The sequence below is a fragment of the Nonomuraea thailandensis genome, from assembly GCF_024172165.1.
In the GTDB taxonomy this organism is placed as follows: domain Bacteria; phylum Actinomycetota; class Actinomycetes; order Streptosporangiales; family Streptosporangiaceae; genus Nonomuraea; species Nonomuraea thailandensis.
Genome location: NZ_JAMZEB010000002.1, coordinates 2,092,445 through 2,108,172, shown reverse-complemented (window position 1 = coordinate 2,108,172; position 15,728 = coordinate 2,092,445). Strand labels below are relative to the sequence as shown.

General features: G+C 74.0%; 14 protein-coding genes. 6 read left to right on the top strand and 8 right to left on the bottom strand.

What is annotated here, in order from left to right:
- Positions 1 to 44: 44 nt before the first annotated feature.
- Genes paaD through HD597_RS13630 form a run of 5 tightly spaced genes read left to right on the top strand, consistent with a single transcriptional unit; the run spans position 45 to position 4,551 of the window.
- Positions 45 to 521 (top strand): 1,2-phenylacetyl-CoA epoxidase subunit PaaD, encoded by a 477-nt coding sequence (paaD, locus tag HD597_RS13650; RefSeq protein ID WP_253759345.1) that lies wholly within the window; start codon positions 45 to 47, stop codon positions 519 to 521.
- 3 nt (positions 522 to 524) lie between these two features.
- The gene (gene paaE / locus HD597_RS13645) at positions 525 to 1,607 is read left to right on the top strand and encodes a 1,2-phenylacetyl-CoA epoxidase subunit PaaE (RefSeq protein ID WP_253742400.1); all 1,083 of its coding nucleotides are present in this window, start codon (positions 525 to 527) and stop codon (positions 1,605 to 1,607) included.
- A 51-nt stretch (positions 1,608 to 1,658) separates the two neighbouring features.
- Positions 1,659 to 2,879 carry a thiolase family protein gene (locus HD597_RS13640; protein ID WP_253742399.1) on the top strand — a complete coding sequence of 407 codons (1,221 nt, stop codon included), beginning with the start codon at positions 1,659 to 1,661 and terminating at the stop codon, positions 2,877 to 2,879.
- Positions 2,876 to 3,706: an enoyl-CoA hydratase/isomerase family protein gene (locus HD597_RS13635; protein ID WP_253742398.1), complete on the top strand. Its 831-nt coding sequence runs from the start codon at positions 2,876 to 2,878 to the stop codon at positions 3,704 to 3,706. Before HD597_RS13640 ends, HD597_RS13635 begins: the two co-directional genes overlap by 4 nt.
- Positions 3,703 to 4,551 (top strand): 3-hydroxyacyl-CoA dehydrogenase family protein, encoded by an 849-nt coding sequence (locus HD597_RS13630; protein WP_253742397.1) that lies wholly within the window; start codon positions 3,703 to 3,705, stop codon positions 4,549 to 4,551. Before HD597_RS13635 ends, HD597_RS13630 begins: the two co-directional genes overlap by 4 nt.
- 97 nt (positions 4,552 to 4,648) lie before the next feature.
- Here the strand turns inward: HD597_RS13630 and HD597_RS13625 are convergent, their stop codons facing one another.
- The 5 genes from HD597_RS13625 to HD597_RS13605 form a co-directional block, all read right to left on the bottom strand.
- Positions 4,649 to 5,278, bottom strand: a complete 630-nt coding sequence (locus HD597_RS13625; protein ID WP_253742396.1) for a TetR/AcrR family transcriptional regulator — start codon at positions 5,276 to 5,278, stop codon at positions 4,649 to 4,651.
- 50 nt (positions 5,279 to 5,328) lie between these two features.
- Positions 5,329 to 5,640, bottom strand: coding sequence for an antibiotic biosynthesis monooxygenase family protein (locus HD597_RS13620; protein WP_253742395.1), 312 nt, complete (start codon positions 5,638 to 5,640; stop codon positions 5,329 to 5,331).
- Positions 5,637 to 6,134, bottom strand: coding sequence for a hypothetical protein (locus HD597_RS13615; protein ID WP_253742394.1), 498 nt, complete (start codon positions 6,132 to 6,134; stop codon positions 5,637 to 5,639). The genes HD597_RS13620 and HD597_RS13615 overlap by 4 nt, the downstream gene beginning before the upstream one ends.
- Positions 6,135 to 6,237: 103 nt before the next feature.
- Positions 6,238 to 6,891, bottom strand: a complete 654-nt coding sequence (locus HD597_RS13610) for a TetR/AcrR family transcriptional regulator (protein ID WP_253742393.1) — start codon at positions 6,889 to 6,891, stop codon at positions 6,238 to 6,240.
- A 6-nt stretch (positions 6,892 to 6,897) separates the two neighbouring features.
- Positions 6,898 to 7,608, bottom strand: a complete 711-nt coding sequence (locus HD597_RS13605) for a hypothetical protein (RefSeq protein ID WP_253742392.1) — start codon at positions 7,606 to 7,608, stop codon at positions 6,898 to 6,900.
- A 303-nt stretch (positions 7,609 to 7,911) separates the two neighbouring features.
- Between HD597_RS13605 and HD597_RS13600 the strand changes: the two genes are divergently transcribed.
- Positions 7,912 to 10,167 carry an esterase-like activity of phytase family protein gene (locus tag HD597_RS13600; RefSeq protein WP_253742391.1) on the top strand — a complete coding sequence of 752 codons (2,256 nt, stop codon included), beginning with the start codon at positions 7,912 to 7,914 and terminating at the stop codon, positions 10,165 to 10,167.
- On the opposite strand, the gene HD597_RS13595 is transcribed toward HD597_RS13600, so the two are convergent.
- The 3 genes from HD597_RS13595 to HD597_RS13585 all read right to left on the bottom strand — a co-directional run bounded on the left by HD597_RS13595 (position 10,139) and on the right by HD597_RS13585 (position 15,494).
- Positions 10,139 to 11,617, bottom strand: coding sequence for a hypothetical protein (locus HD597_RS13595; protein WP_253742390.1), 1,479 nt, complete (start codon positions 11,615 to 11,617; stop codon positions 10,139 to 10,141). The two genes, HD597_RS13600 and HD597_RS13595, sit on opposite strands and share 29 nt — an antisense overlap.
- A 389-nt stretch (positions 11,618 to 12,006) precedes the next feature.
- On the bottom strand, positions 12,007 to 13,281 hold the full coding sequence (locus tag HD597_RS13590) for a glycosyltransferase (protein ID WP_253742389.1): 1,275 nt from the start codon (positions 13,279 to 13,281) through the stop codon (positions 12,007 to 12,009).
- Positions 13,278 to 15,494, bottom strand: coding sequence for a glycoside hydrolase domain-containing protein (locus HD597_RS13585; protein ID WP_308210963.1), 2,217 nt, complete (start codon positions 15,492 to 15,494; stop codon positions 13,278 to 13,280). The genes HD597_RS13590 and HD597_RS13585 overlap by 4 nt, the downstream gene beginning before the upstream one ends.
- Between the last annotated feature and the right edge of the window lie 234 nt (positions 15,495 to 15,728).

Genomic DNA, 15,728 nt, shown 5'->3' with positions numbered 1-15,728 from the left:
GAGCGCCCGACGCCAGGCGGCGGGCGGTCGAGGCCGCCGGGGAGGTGCGCGATCCCGAGATGCCGATGCTCACCCTCGCCGACCTGGGCGTGCTGCGCGGGGTCGAGGTGGAACGGGACGCGGACGGCGGCGAGGTCGTCATCGCCTCGATCACGCCGACCTACACCGGCTGCCCCGCCATGGCGACCATGCGCGACGACCTCGTCCACCGGCTCAACGACGCGGGCTTCGACCGGGTCGAGGTGCGGGTCGTGCTCCACCCGGCCTGGTCCAGCGACTGGATCTCCGAACGGGGCCGCGCCGCCCTGCACGCCGCCGGGCTGTCCGCGCCCGGCCCCGCCCCCCGGCGGGCAGGCCCCGTGCTGCTCACGCTCAGCGGCCCGCCCCGGCCCGCGCCGCCCTGCCCCCGCTGCGGCTCGGCGGCCACCCGCCTCACCTCGGAGTTCGGCGCCACCGCCTGCAAGGCCCTCTACCGCTGCACCGACTGCCTCGAACCGTTCGAGCACGTCAAGGAGATCTGACCGATGACCACGCTCGCGCCCGCCCCGTCCAGGGCCGCCGTCTTCCATCCGCTGACCGTGGCGGCCGTGGACCGGCTGTGCGACGACGCCGCCGCGATCACCTTCGCCGTCCCCGGCGAGCTGCGCGACGCGTACGCCTTCAGGGCCGGCCAGTCGCTCACCCTGCGCCGCGTCATCGACGGCCGCGAGCACCGCCGCTCGTACTCGATCTGCGCCCCCGCCGGCGCCGCTCCGCGCATCGGCGTCAGGGAGATCCCCGGCGGCCTGTTCTCCTCCTGGCTGGTGCACGAGGTGCGGCCCGGCACCGTGATCGAGGTGCAGCCGCCCACCGGCTCCTGGCGGGCCGACCCCGGCCTGGGCGAGCGGCACCTGTGCGTCGCCGCCGGCTCCGGCATCACGCCGATGTTGTCGGTCGCCTCGACGGTCCTGACCCATCCCGGCGCCCACGTCTCGCTCCTGTACGGCAACCGCACCAGCCGCACCGTCATGTTCGCCGAGGAGCTCGGCGACCTGAAGAACCGCTACGGCCCGCGGCTCCAGGTCGTGCACACGCTCTCGCGGGAGCCGCGCGACGTCGAGCTGCTGTCGGGGCGGCTCGACGGCGACCGGCTGCGCCGGCTGCTGACCGGTCTCGTCCCGGTGGAGGTGTTCGACCACGTCTGGTTGTGCGGGCCGCTGCAGATGGTCGAGGAGGCCCGTACGGTGCTCGCCGGCCTGGGCGTGCCGCCGGAGCGCGTGCACGTCGAGCTCTTCTACGCCGACGCCCCTCCCCCGCCGCCCCGCCGCGCAGGGAACGAGCTCTCCGGCGCCACGACGGAGCTGACCACCGTGCTCGACGGCCTGCGGACCACCTCCACGGTCTCCCGCGAGACGACGCTGCTCGACGGCGCCCAGGCCGGCCGCGGTGACCTGCCGTTCGCCTGCAAGGGCGGGGTCTGCGGGACGTGCCGGGCCGTCGTGCGGGAAGGAGAGGCGGACATGCGCCGCAACTACGCGCTCGAACCGGCCGAGGTCGCCGCCGGGTTCGTGCTGACCTGCCAGACGTACCCGGTCGGCGAGCAGGTGACCATCGACTACGACGCCTGACCCGGGCCACGCCGGCCGTCCCGAACCGTTCACCGATCACAGGAGCTGCACGTGCCCGAATCCTTCGTCGTCTCCGGCGTGCGGACGCCGATAGGCCGTTACGGCGGCGCGCTCGCCCACGTCCGCCCCGACGACCTGGCCGCCCTCGTCGTACGGGAGGCCGTCGCCCGCGCCGGCATCGCCCCCGGCCTGGTGGACGAGGTGGTGCTGGGCGCGGCCAACCAGGCGGGCGAGGACAACCGCAACGTGGCCCGCATGGCCGCCCTCCTGGCGGGCCTGCCCGACTCGGTGCCCGGCTTCACCGTCAACCGGCTCTGCGCCTCCGGGCTCACCGCGGTCACCACCGCCCGCGCGCTCATCGCCGCCGGGGACGCCGACGTCGTCGTCGCGGGCGGCGTGGAGTCGATGACCCGGGCGCCGTGGGTGCTGGAGAAGCCGGCCAAGGCGTTCGCCAAGCCGGGCGCGTCCTTCGACACCTCGATCGGCTGGCGCTTCACCAACCCGCGCTTCGACACCGCCACGACCGCCTCGATGCCGCAGACCGCCGAGACCGTCGCCGAGCGGTGGGGGCTCACCCGCGACGAGCTCGACGCGTTCGCGCTCCGCTCCCACCAGCGGGCGGTCACGGCGGCCAAGGAGGGCCGGTTCGCGGACGAGATCGTCGCGGTGCCGGTCGGCAAGGGTGCGGCGCGGAAGGGCGCGCCCGGTGAGGGCGCGGTCGAGGAGCTGATCGAGGCCGACGAGGGGCCGCGGGCGGACACCAGCCTGGAGCGGCTGGCCCGCCTGCGCCCGATCCACGGCCCCGGCGGTGTCATCACCGCGGGCAACTCCAGCTCTCTCAACGACGGAGCCGCGGCCGTCGTCGTGGTGAGCGAGCGTTTCCTGGAGCGGCACGGCCTGACGCCTCGGGCCCGGCTCGTGGCCGCCGCGCATGCCGGGGTGCCGCCCGAGATCATGGGGATCGGCCCCGTGCCCGCGACCCGCAAGGCCCTCGAACGCGCCGGCTGGGACGTCGGCGACCTCGACGCCGTCGAGCTCAACGAGGCGTTCGCCGCCCAGTCGCTGGCCTGCGTCCGCGACCTCGGGCTCGACCTCGAACGGGTCAACGCCGACGGCGGCGCGATCGCCCTCGGCCACCCGCTCGGCGCCTCCGGCGCGCGCATCCTCGTCACGCTGCTCGGCCGCCTCGAACGCACGGGCGGCCGGCGCGGCCTGGCCACCCTCTGCGTGGGCGTCGGCCAGGGCAGCGCGCTCCTGGTGGAGCGGGCATGAGCGGCGGGCAGGAGCCGAACGGCGGGCCCGCCACGAACCGCGGATCGGGCAGGAGCCGCGAGCCCGCCGCGAACGGCGGGCCGGGTCTCCTCGTCGAGGAGGGCGAGGACCGGGTCGTGTGGCGGCTCAACCGTCCCGAGGTGCGCAACGCGATCGACCACGACCTGGTACGCGCCCTGCACGACGCCTGCGCCACCGTCGAGGCCGACCCGAAGGTCGTCCTGATCACCGGCGAGGGCACCACGTTCGCCGCCGGCGCGGACATCGCCCAGCTCCGCGAGCGGGGCCGCGACGACGCCCTGCGCGGCATCAACTCCAGGATCTTCGACCGGATCCACAAGCTCCCGATGCCCACCATCGGCCTGCTCGACGGTTACGCCCTCGGCGGCGGCGCCGAGCTCGCCTACGCCTGCGACTTCCGGATCGGCACCCCGCGCACCCGCATCGGCAACCCCGAGACGGGCCTCGGCATCCTGGCCGCCGCCGGCGCCGCCTGGCGGCTGGCCGAGCTCGTCGGGGAGCCGCTGGCCAAGGAGATCCTGCTCGCGGGCCGCGTGCTGACGGCGGAGGAGGCGCTGTCCGTGCAGTTGCTCAACGAGGTCGTGCAGCCGGACGACCTGCTCGCCACCGGCCACCTGCTGGCCGACCGGATCGCGGCGCAGGCGCCGCTGGCGACGCGGCTGATGAAGGCCGTCTTCCACGCCCCGCGCGGCGCGCACCCGTTCGTGGACGACGTGGCACAGGCGGTGCTGTTCGAGACCGAGGAGAAGCAGGCGCGCATGACGGCGTTCCTGGAGCGGCGCAACAGGAAGGAAGGCAAGCGATGAACGCTGACCTGCCCAGGACCGTGGGAGTCGTCGGCGGCGGGCGGATGGGGGCCGGCATCGCGCACGCGTTCCTCGTCGCGGGCGGCCACGTCGTCATCGTCGAGAGCTCCGCCGATACGGCCGGCGCGGCGCGCGACAGGGTGGGTGACAGCCTGGCCAAGGCCGCCGCGAAGGGCACGCTCACCGAGCCCGCGCAGGCGGCGGCCTCGCGGCTGCGGGCCACCGCCGATCCCGCCGGGCTGGCCGGCTGCGAGCTGGTGATCGAGGCCGTTCCCGAGGACGCGGCGCTGAAGGCGGAGGTGCTGGCCGTCGCCGAGAAGCAGGCGCCCGGGGCGGTGCTCGCCACCAACACCAGCAGCCTGTCGCTGGCGGGGCTCGCCGCCGGGCTGTCGGCGCCCGGCCGCTTCCTGGGCCTGCACTTCTTCAACCCCGTCCCGGTGAGCGACCTCGTGGAGATCGTCGCGGGGCCGCGTACGGAGCCCGAGTTGCTGACGCGGGCACAGGGCTGGGTGGCGGCGCTCGGCAAGACGCCGATCACCGTGACGGACTCGCCGGGGTTCGCCAGCAGCCGGCTCGGGGTGTGCCTGGCGCTGGAGGCGATGCGGATGCTGGAGGAGGGGGTGGCGAGCGCCGCCGACATCGACACCGCGATGACGCTCGGCTACCGCCACCCGGTCGGGCCGCTGCGCACCACCGACATCGTCGGCCTGGACGTGCGTCTGGCCATCGCCGAGCACCTGGCCCGCGAGCTCGGGCCCCGCTTCGAGCCGCCGCGCATCCTGCGCGACCTCGTCGCCGCCGGGCACCTGGGCCGCAAGACGGGACAGGGCTTCTACACCTGGTGAGCCGGGCCGGCCCCTGACCCCGCGGCGGTTCACGGCTCCGGGCGGCGCGAAGGCGCGTGGCGGGTGAGGCTCGTAGCGGGTCAGGGCTCGTGACGGGTCAGGGCTCGTGACGGGCGAGGCCGTCGAAGGCGATGGAGGTGATCGCGTCGGCCACCATCGCCTGGTCGTACGCCCCGTCCGGCCGGTACCACTCCACCAGCGAGTTCACCATGCCGAACAGCAGCCGGCTCACCAGCGCGGGCGGCACGTCGTCGCGCAGCGCGCCCTCGGCGACGGCGTCCGCCACGAGCGCGGCCAGCCGGTCGTCGAGCCAGCGCCGCCGTTCCAGCGCGGCCAGTTCGATCTCGCTGTTGCCGCGCACCCTCAGCAGCAGCGTGACGGACGGCTGGTGCGCGATGAGCACCTCCACGCTGCGCCGCACCACCTCGCGCAGCCGCTGGTACGCCCCGGTCCCCGGCTGCTCGCGCGACGCCTCGGTCACGACGGAGGTGAGCTCGTCGAGGGCGTCGTCGAGCGCCTGGCCGAGCAGTTGCTCCTTGCCGGTGACGTGGTGGTAGATGGCCGGCTTGGTCAGCCCGAGCTCCTTGGCCAGGTCGCCCATGCTCGTGGCGTCGTACCCGCGCCGGTTGAACAGCTCGACGGCGGCGCGCAGGATCGCCGACTGGTCATGGCCTGGACGGCCCCGCCTGCGGCGGGGGGCCGGCTCGGCCTGTTCAGTCGAGGTCATCCTGGCAGCATCTCACGCGCGCCGGACCACCCCGACCGCGCGGGGGCGGCTCAGCCTCCGGTGGCCGTGAGGACGTCGTGGTGCGTGACGGTGGTGTCGTAGGACAGCAGGACGGCCCGGGCCTCAGGCTCGACGACCGCCGTGCCGAGATCGTCCCCTGCGAAGCCCCTGATCGCGCCGAGGGACTCCCAGAGGGTGATGACCTGCAGCTCGACGTGGTCGTCGGTGACCCGCTGGAGCACGTACGCGCCTCGATGCCCGTCGGTCCTGCGCAGCTCGGGGAGGACGGCGCCGGTGAAGTGGCGCTGGTAGGCGTCGGCGCCGTCCGGGGTGGCGGTCGCGTGCCAGATTCTGGCGATCATCGTGGCTCCTCGGCGACGAGCGGAGGCAGGGATGGGGATGAGGATGGGGATGGGGCGTCGGCGACCGCGGGCTGCGCGGCCCGGCGCAGGGCGTAGGCGGCGGTGAGGAGGGCGAGGCCGAGCCAGATGGACGGCAGCCGCACCGCGCCGTCCAGGGGATCGCCGAAGAGCAGGAGGCGGATGATCTCGTCCCCCAGCACCCTGCCGAGAGCGTTGGCCAGGACGTTCACCGATCCGCCCGCGATCAGCACCCCGATCGCCACCCGGTTGAACCGGCGTCCACGCCATTTGCCCGTCAGCGCCACGAGCAGCGCGGGAATGGCGAATATCAGCAACAGGGAGTCGGCGACCTCCGGCACCGGGCTCCCGTCGAACACCTCCGCGACGAGGACGCTGAACCCCATACCGGCCTCTGAGCTGGTGATCCGGCAACTGCCCGGCGTGGTCACGGCCCAGCCGCACGGGGAGAACATCGTCGGCAGCAAGGCCAACACGACGCTGACTAATCGCCATGAATCCGGTCGCATTTTCCGCCTTTCAATAATTGTCGATCACGGCGGAGAAGTCTGCCACGGCGACGGGCTGGAAAGCACGAATTCACGATGCGCCGGAAACGGGCGCCTGCCAGATCGCGACGATCGCGTCGATCAGGCCGTCGGCGGTGGCGGACCAGGTGGGGCGGGAGGTGGGGGCGTGGGCGGCCAGGGCTCGTTCGCGCTCGGCGCACATCTGCACGACGAGGTGGCGGGCCATGACGCCGCGCTCGACGCGGACGCCGTCCGGCAGGCCGGGCAGGCAGCGGGCCAGGCCGTGGCGGAAGAGCCGCAGCACCGGGGCGGCGGTCAGGGCCTCGTCGACCATGATGGCGTTGAGCGCGGGGTCGGCCATGACCTGGGCGGTGAAGCGGGCGTACCAGGTGGGGCTGCCGAGGCTCTCCAGGTGCTCGGTGAGCGGGCGGACCAGGCAGGCGACCCAGTCGCGCAGGTCGGTGGAGCCGTCGATGCCGGCCATCATGCGGGTGCGGATGCCCTCCATCTGCTCGGCGTGCTTGCGGGCGATGGCGCGGATCAGGTCGGCCTTGGCGCCGAAGTGGTAGGTGACGGCGGCGTTGTTGCCCTGGCCCGCGGCCTCGCTGATCTGCCGGTTGCCGACGGCGTGCACCCCGCGCTCGGCGAACAGCCGCTCGGCGGCGGCCAGGAGCGCCTCCCGGGTCGCGCTGACCTGCTCGACCCGGGTCATCCTGCTGGTCATCGTCGTTCACCGCACCGGGGACTTCGCGCAGCCCGCGACGGCCCGCCCCACAGGGCGTCGCGGGTCCTCGGCCGTGCGGCGAGGTGTTCCGATGGCCCAGCCTACGCAAGACGGCCCGCCGGGGAGGCGGGCCGCGTCGTGCCTACGCCTGGTTGCCCACGTCGAGCACGAACCGGGCGAGCTCCAGCCGGTCCACGTCGGGCCCGAAGGCGGCGGCGTTGCCGAGGGCGAAGGGCGCCGTCCGCGGTGGTGAGGGTGAGCGGGGTGTACGGTGGCCGGCTCGCGCAGGCGCAGCCCGGCTGGGCCGCCGACCTCCACCTTCGAGATCCCGGCCGGAAGGTGCACCCGCAGGCGTGAGGCGCCGTCACCTGGCCGCGCCGCCCGCACGCCGGGGACCGCCCGCCCGACCTCGCGCACGTCGAGGTCGCCCGCCCTGTCGGAACGGTAGGACAGGGTCAGGTCGTGGTAGCCGTCCTCGCCTGCGGCGACGAAGAACGTCGCGCGGGCGCCGCCGCCGAGGGCGATGGCGGGGCCGCCGGACGGTCTCCCGGTGAGGTCGGCGTACCATTTGAGCAGCCACCAGCCGCCGTTGGCCTGGCGGGTGCGCACGCCGTGGTCGTCGAGGTCGCCGGCGTGGGTCCAGTACGCCAGGTCGGCGTCGACCTTGGTGTCCTCGAACATGGAGATCCACTGGATGAGCTGGCCGGGGACGGACATGTCGCGCCGGTTGCCGTACTCGTCGATGTTGACGGGCAGCGGGCCGATGCCGAGCTCGCGTTCCAGGGCGCGGTAGTGCTCGTGGTGGCCGCGGTAGCCGGGGTCGGTGCATGGGAGTCCTACCAGGTGTGTGACCGGTCACATAGCGGCGGAAAGCCCTTGTCACCGGATCGTCACGCGAGGACTCCGGGCACCGACACGGATACAGCAGCTGTTCACGAGAAGTTCGAGGCCCGGTTCTGCACTGGCGGGCTGCGCGGACTTCGATCATCCGGGAACCCTTCCAGACCTCCGGAGGTACTTGTGCGCAGCACCCGGCGGCCCGCGCGGGCCATCGCGGCCGCGGCGGCCCTCGCCCTGCTGGGCGCGGCCGTCCCCGCGGCCGGCGCGGCGACGTCAGAGCATTCCCCGCCCGGCGCCCGCTGCTCGGCCGACGTCTCCCTGCTCGGCTTCACCGACAGCCTGGACAAGACGACGTTCGAGGGCACGGCCGTCGGCGGCCTGTCCGCCCTCGCGCCCACCCGCTCGTCGCGGGCGCTGGCGCTGGTGGACAACGTCGGCACCACCCCCGCCCGCCTGTACGACGTCGAGCTCTCCGCCGGCCGGGGCAAGGGCCTGTCGGCCGGGATCCGCGGCATGACGACGCTGCGGCGGGCGGACGGCACGCCGTACACGGGGGCCGACTTCGACGGCGAGGGGCTCGTCGCCGAGCGCGGCGGGCGCAGCGTGCTGGCGAGTTCGGAGACCGAGCCGTCGATCCGGCGCTTCCGGCTCTCCGACGGCCGCCAGGTCGCCGAGTTGCAGGTGCCGGAGCGCTTCCGGGTGGCCCCGGCCGGCCAGGCCACCACCAACCAGACCTTCGAGGCGCTGACCGCCACGCCCGACGGCCGCGTGCTGTACGCCGGCATGGAGGGACCGCTGTCGGCCGACGGCCGCGACGCCGAGGGCCGCGGCCTGCAGCGGATCCTGCGCTACGAGGGCAGGGCGGGCGGCTCCTACACACCCGCCGCCCAGCACGCCTACCGCACCGACCCGGGGCTCGGGCTCGTGGAGCTGGTGGCGCCGGCCGACGGGCAACTGCTGTCGCTGGAGCGCGGCTTCACCGCCGGGGTGGGCAACACCGTGCGGGTCTACCGGGTCTCCGCCACCGGCGCCGCCGACGTGTCCGGCGTCGAGTCCCTGTCCGCCCTCACCGACCAGCGCTCCTGGCTCGGCAAGCACCTGCTCGCCGACCTCGCCGACTGCCCGCCGTCCGGCGCCACCGCCGAGCAGCCGCAGCCCAACCCGCTGCTGGACAACATCGAGGGCATGGCCCTGGGCGGGCGCCTGTCCGGTGACCGCCGCACGCTCCACCTCGTCTCCGACGACAACAACAACGCGGCGCAGACCACCCGCCTGTACGCGCTGAGCGTCCGCCTGCCGGACGAGGCCCGGCTGTCGGCGCGGGCGCTGCTGCCCGCCACCGACTACCAGCCCGGCCCCGCGTCGGGCACGCAGCTCCCGCCGGCCACCGTCAACGGGGTCACGCCGCCGTTCGCCGGCCAGCCGATCCCCGGCTTCTCCGCCGTGATCCCGGCCACGCCGCGCTCCCGCTCCGCCAGCCGCCTGCTCGCCATGCCGGACAACGGGTTCGGCGCCAGGAGCAACTCGGCCGACTTCCTGCTGCGGGCCTACGTCATCGAGACCGGCCACCGCTCCGGCGCGATCGAGGTGCGCTCGCACCTCGGCTTCCGCGACCCGGACCGCAAGGTGCCGTTCCCCATCGTCAACCAGGGCACCGCCGACCGGCTGCTGACCGGGGCCGACTTCGACGTCGAGTCGCTGGCCTGGGACGCGCGCGGCGACCTGTGGATCGGCGAGGAGTTCGGGCCGTACCTGGTGCGCACCGACCGCACCGGCAAGGTGCTGCAGGCGCCGATCCCGCTGCCGGACGGCACCAGGTCGCCGCAGTCGCCCGACCTGGCCGCCGGAGAGAGCCCCACGCTGCCGGCCAGCCGCGGGTTCGAGGCCATGGCGGCCAGCACGGACGGCTGGACGCTGTACCCGATCCTGGAGGGCGCCAGGAGCGGCGACCCCGACCAGCGGCGGCGCGTGGTCTACGAGTTCGACGTGCGCAAGGCCGCCTACACCGGCCGCACCTGGACCTTCCGGGTGGACGAGCCCGGGCTGCTCGTCGGCGACGCGGCGGTGCTCGACGGGCGGCGGCTGCTGCTGATCGAGCGGGACAACGAGATGGGGCCCGCCTCCCGGGTCAAGCGGCTGGTCGTCACCGACCTCGACGCCGCCGGGCAGGACGGGGTGCTGCCCCGCCGTACCGCCGTGGACCTGCTGCGCATCGCCGACCCGAAGGGCGTCTCCACGCCGGCCAGGCCCGGCGAGTACGGGGTCGGGCCGCTGTTCTCCTTCCCCCTGCAGTCGGTGGAGTCGGTGTTGCCGCTGGGCGGTGACCGGGTGGTGGTCGCCAACGACAACAACTTCCCGGGCAACGACGGCCGCATCCCCGGCCGGGCCGACGACACGGAGGTGATCGTCATCGACGTGCCCGGCCTGCGGGGCTGACCCGCGGGTTCTCCCGCTCCGGGGTGAGGAGCCCGCCGAGGACGGCGGCGAGCAGGGGCAGCGCGGCGGCCATGGCCGCGACCAGTGCCCACGGGGTCTCGAAGGGCGACCGCTCCGGGGTGTCCCACGAGGTGCGCATCGTCAACGGCCAGATCACCAGCATCCCGATAGGGGTTCCGGCGACCGCACCCAGCGCCGTCCCGCACAGCGCGCTGAGCCCCGTACGGGAGGCTGCGAACCACCGGAAGGCGGACGGCCCGCCCGTCACCCGCCTGAGCACCCCGGCCGGCCGGGGGCTCACCGTCCTTCCCCGGCCGGTGGCCAGCGCGCCGCCGACGGCGACGAGGAACGCCGCCACGGCGACGGCCGTCCAGCCCATCGACGGCTGGAACCCGCGCTCCACATAGGTGTCCGCGGTCACGCCGCTGAGCCGGCCCTCGACCCGCTCCTGCTCCTCCGGCGAGACCCGGCGCAGGGTGGGGTCGACGATCAGCTCGTCCGGTTCGAGCCGGTAGCCGAGGTCGCGGACGATCTTCGCGGGGACGAAGATGGCCTGCATCTTCGGGTCGACGGTCCTGGCGGTGCGCGCCGGGACCGTTCTGACCGTCGACGGGTCGTCGTCCCTCTTGTCCTCGGCGTAGTCGATCTCGGCCGATTCGATCTTCACGCCGGCGTTCGTGACCACCACGACCGTGTTCTCGTCATACGGCGTCGCTTGGTCGCCCGTGAGATACCGCAACACCTTCTCGTCGCCGATGACGTGGCGCCAGTAGACGACTCCGTCGGGCTGGTCGTACTCCTTCGCGTGCACGTGGAGGTACCGGAACTCATCGGAGACACGTTCGATCTGGGCGACGGGCGCCCCGGGTAACTCCCGCTGGATCGCCTCCCGCGCGGTGCCCGCGTCGGCCGCCGAGAAGTGGTGCACCAGCAGCGTGCCGGGCCGGGCCTGGGAGAGGTAGTGGGCTCTGCTCTGCCCGGTCATGCCGACCGCGACCACCGTCAGCGCGACGCCGAACGCGGTCGCGATCGTGACCACCGCGACCGCCGGCGCCGTGGACACGCGGCGACCGGCCAGGTCGCGTGCCGCGAGCCGGACGGGCAGCGGCAGCCGTCCGGCGAACCGGGCGAGCATCTCCAGCAGCCACGAGCCGGACGGGCCGAGCCCGGACACCAGCAGGCCCGCGCCGGCGAAGGCCAGCAGCACCATCCCGAACCATTCGATCGCGCCGTGGCGCGAATCGTCACGCCCGGACAACGCGCTGATCACCATCAGCAGGACGCCGGCCAACGACACGATCAATCCCCCGGCCACGTGGACCCGGCGGACACGCCCGTGGCGGTCGCGCGGGGCGGACAGCGCCGCGGCGGTGACAGCCGCGGACGCGATGCCCAGGGGAATCATCAGGAACGCGGCCATGAGGACGTAAGGCGCAAGATCGAGAAGCATGGCCGCATCGTAGTGAGCCGCACCCGGCGGGCGCCCGCGTTCACCTCACCACTCGCCCGGGAAAGGCGGCGCATACGCCCGTCGGCCTGCGCACCGCCCGACCGGGCCGTCCCGCAGGCGGTCCGCCAGGCCGGCTCGGCGGTGGGCCACCGGTGGGGGGCCGCTTGAGCGCGAGGCAGGCGAGCACCCGCTGCTCCTGGATGCCCAGGGTCACCCGGTGCGTCGCCGACGACGAGGCCGAAGCCGCCCGGCAGGGACAGCCGCGGCCGGGTGGAGCAGCGCAGAGCCCGGGTCATCCGTCCCGAACCCCCTTGGACGCCGGTCGTTCCTGGCAGTGTGCCGCGCCCTCGTTGCGCCATCGTCGCCGGAGCGGGCCGGCCGGGCGGGCGTCAGGCGGCGCCGAGCGCGGTCGGCTCCTGGGGGAACAGCCCGTCGAACACGGCGGCCCGGTCGAAGGCCATCGCCCGGGTGCGGGCCCGCAGCTCCAGGTCGTGGCGCTCGGCGGCGGACAGCTCCAGGACCACCCGGTCCACGGCCCGCGCCAGGGCGGCGGCGTCGCCGGGCGGGACGATGACGGCGGTGTCGCCGACCGCCTCAAGCGTGCCGCCCGTCGGGGTGGTGACGATGGGCCCGCCGCCGGCCAGCATCTTCTCGGCCAGCGCGATGCCGAACGTCTCGACGAAGTCGGGCTCGGGCTTGGTCGGCAGCACGTACGCCGCGCAGCCCCGCATGAGCAGCGCCTTCTCGCGGTCGTCGACGTCGGTGAGGAAGACCACGCGCTCGTCGCCGCCCGCCATGGCCCGCGCCTGCTCCAGCATGGGCCCGGTGCCGGCGACGACCAGCCTCACCCGCGACCGGCAGCGCATCCGGCGGTAGGCGGCGAGCAGGTCGTCGATGCCCTTGGCCCTGGTCACCCTTGACAGGAACAGGATGTACCCGTCGCGCTCCAGGCCGCGCCGGTCGAGCACGGCCCGCATCGGCTCCGGGTCCAGGTCGAGGAAGGCGGCGGAGTCGATCGGCGGGTAACTGACGGTGACGCGGCGCCGGCACTGCTCGGCGAAGGTGGTGCCGCAGCCGGCGTCCACCTGCTCAGCCGAGGCGACGATCTCCTGCCGGGTGTAGTCGGAGACGGCGACGACCTCGTCGTTGGCCAGGAACGTGGTGAACAGCACGGTCGCCGCGCCGAACCGGCCCTCGCGCAGGCAGGACTTGATCACGTTGGTCACGTCGGAGCCGACCGCCTTGGCGACGGTGCGCACGGCGGGCGCGAACCCGGCCGCGCGGGCGGCGGCGACCGCGTCCACGACGACGGGCGTGTGCGGGGCCAGGTACATGGACAGGCAGACCGTGGCGTACGGCTCGGCCAGCAGCTCGACGAGCCGGCCGGTGAGCCCGGCCTGGTAGCGCCCGTCGGGCACCCGGTAGTCGCCGACGGGCTCCGGCCGCTCCACGGTGATCCCCTCGCTGTACGGCAGCAGCCGGTCCAGCGGCTTGAGCGGCAGCCCCGCCGCCCGCAGCGCCGGAACGGGCCAGGTCAGCAGCCGCACGTCGGCGAACCCGCGGGTCAGCGCGACCTCGGCGAGGTTGCGTGCCTCGCCGGAGTGGCCGCAGATGACCGGGTCGGCCCTGACCACGATGACGAGACGGCGGGGGAGGTGAGTCATCGCGTTTCCTCCGGGGTCGGGAACGGGTCGGACAGGGACGGCGGGCGGACGCCGCGCCCCCACGCGGACGGCTCCGGGCCCAGCCGCAGGCGCAGCAGCCCGCCCTGGTGCACGGTGGTGGCGCTGAGGTGCGCCGCGTGCAGGGGTTTGCCGTTGAGCGTGGCCTCCTGGACGTACTGCGCCGGCGGGTCACGGTCGAGGCCCTCCACGCCGATGGGGGTCTCGCGGTGCCCGCTGGTCTCGATGACGAACTCGTTGCCGCCAGCCCTGAGCACGGCACGCTCGAAGGCGGGCGCGTTGACGAGGAACAGGTTCTGTCCCGCGACGGGGAAGAGCCCCAGCGACGCCCAGACGTACCAGGAGCTGAGGCCGCCGGAGTCGTCGTTGCCGGGCAGGCCGCCGGGGCCGGTGCCGAACTGCCAGGTCAGCGCGGCGTGCACCACCTCGGCGGTGCGGTCGGGCCGGCCGGCGTAGTGGTAGGCCCACGGCGCCTCCATGTCCGGCTCGTTGTTGAGGCCCTCGAAGCGGTTGAGCGCGTAGCCGGCGGCCATCTCCGCCGGTCGCGGGCGGCGGCCGGGCCGGTCCACCGGCTCGGCGCCGTAGCCGAAGAACCGGTCGAGCCGGTCGGCGAAGGCGCGGTCGCCGCCGGCCAGGGCGATGCGCGCGGCCATGTCGTGCAGCAGCCGGAAGGAGTAGTTCCACTTGCCGCCCTCGTAGAACTCCGAGTCGCGCAGCAGGCCCGTGCCGGGGTCGAAGGCGTTGCGCCACTGCCGGCCGCGCTCCTCCAGGTCGTCGGCCAGGCCGCCGTCGTTGAGCGCGCGGGCGACCTGGGCGGTGCAGTGGTGGGCGTAGGCGAGGTCGAGGGTGTGGGTGATCGGGTGCACCACGCCGCGCTCGTAGAAGTCCTCGCCGTAGCCGCGGCGCAGGTCGCCCACCATGTGCACGAGCGCCCAGCTCCAGTCGAGGTCCGTCCCGCCGAGCGCGTGGGCGTCGGCGAGCGCGGTGTGCGCGAGCGCGCTGGCCTGGCGGAAGAACCGGTCGGCGCCGCGCGACATGCGGTAGCCGATGGGGAAATTGCCCTCCTCCTCGCAGACCCTGATCAGCGACTCCAGCAGGCCCGCGGCCCGGTCGGGGGCGATGGCGGCCAGCAGCGGGAGCTGGGTCTTGTAGATGTCCCACATGGTGCACACGTCGAACGCGAACGGGCCGGGGGTCGGCCAGAACGGGCTCTCGTCGTCGGCGAAGCACGGCTTGATCAGCGCGTGGTAGAGGGACGTGGCCAGCACCGTGCGGCGGGCGGGCGTGCCGCCGTCGACCTGCACGCGGCCGAGGTGGTCGGACCAGCGGGAGCGGGTGCGGGCGAGCACCGCGTCGAAGGCCTGCCCGGCCTGCCCGCACTCGCGCTCCAGGTTCTGGCGGGCCTGCTCGCAGCCGCGCAGCGAGAACCCCATCCGCACCTCGACGGCCTGCCCCGGCGCCGCCGGGCCCATGAAGAGCATGCCGAAGGGCCGCAGCGTGGTGTGCCGGATGCTGTCGAAGTCGAGCCGCGTGCCGCCGTCGATGAGGCGGCGGTCGTACCAGAGCATCTGCCGCCAGCCGGGGCTGTCGACCTCGACGTACACCGACAGCGGGACGCCCTCCATCACCACCGTGCCCTGGGCGCGGCCGTGCCCCATGCTCTCGACCTGGGCGCGCACCGGCACCGTCCGGCCGAGCTCGATGGCCAGGCCCCCGCAGGACAGGTCGATCACCACGCGGGCGCTGCTGTGCTCGGGGAAGGTGTAGCGGTGCACGGCGACCTTGGCGCCGACGGTGAGCTCGCAGCGGATGCCGGTGTCCAGGGTGGCGGCGTAGTAACCCGCCTTGGCGACCTCGTCGTACAGGGGCCAGGACTCGCCGAGCACGTCGAGCGGCTGCACCATCGGGGTGACGCGGACGTAGTTGTAGTACTTGCGGATGGCGCCGGTGCCGGACTGCTGGAAGTGGGTGAAGCCGGAGGCCTGCAGCCGCTCGAACATCTCCTCGGGCACGCCCTCGGTGTTCTTGGCGTACCTGCCGTACCCCGTCGGGTAGGCGCCGGAGTAGGCGCAGGCGGACACCATGCCGAGCGGTGACGTGGCGCCCGGGTGGGTGTTGCCCACCTGCGGTTTCGGCCACCACCAAGTGGCGGCCAGACCGCGCGCGCGGGGCAGGTCCGTGGCCGCCGTTCCGATGAAGGGATCAACGTTGTCGAGGATGGCGGGACTCTACCCAGCGAGCCGCCCCCGTAGGTTTCGGCCAGATGAACTCCTTGCACAGGAAGGCGGTCGCTTGACGATTCAATGGGTTGACCGGGGCAATGCGGTGTGCTGTCATGTGCCTGTCGCTTGTTGATCTCTGCCGCGTTCGGGGGCCTCTTCGCGAATCACCAGGTCGATCGACGTGGCGGCATGCAATCTCGCCTTGGG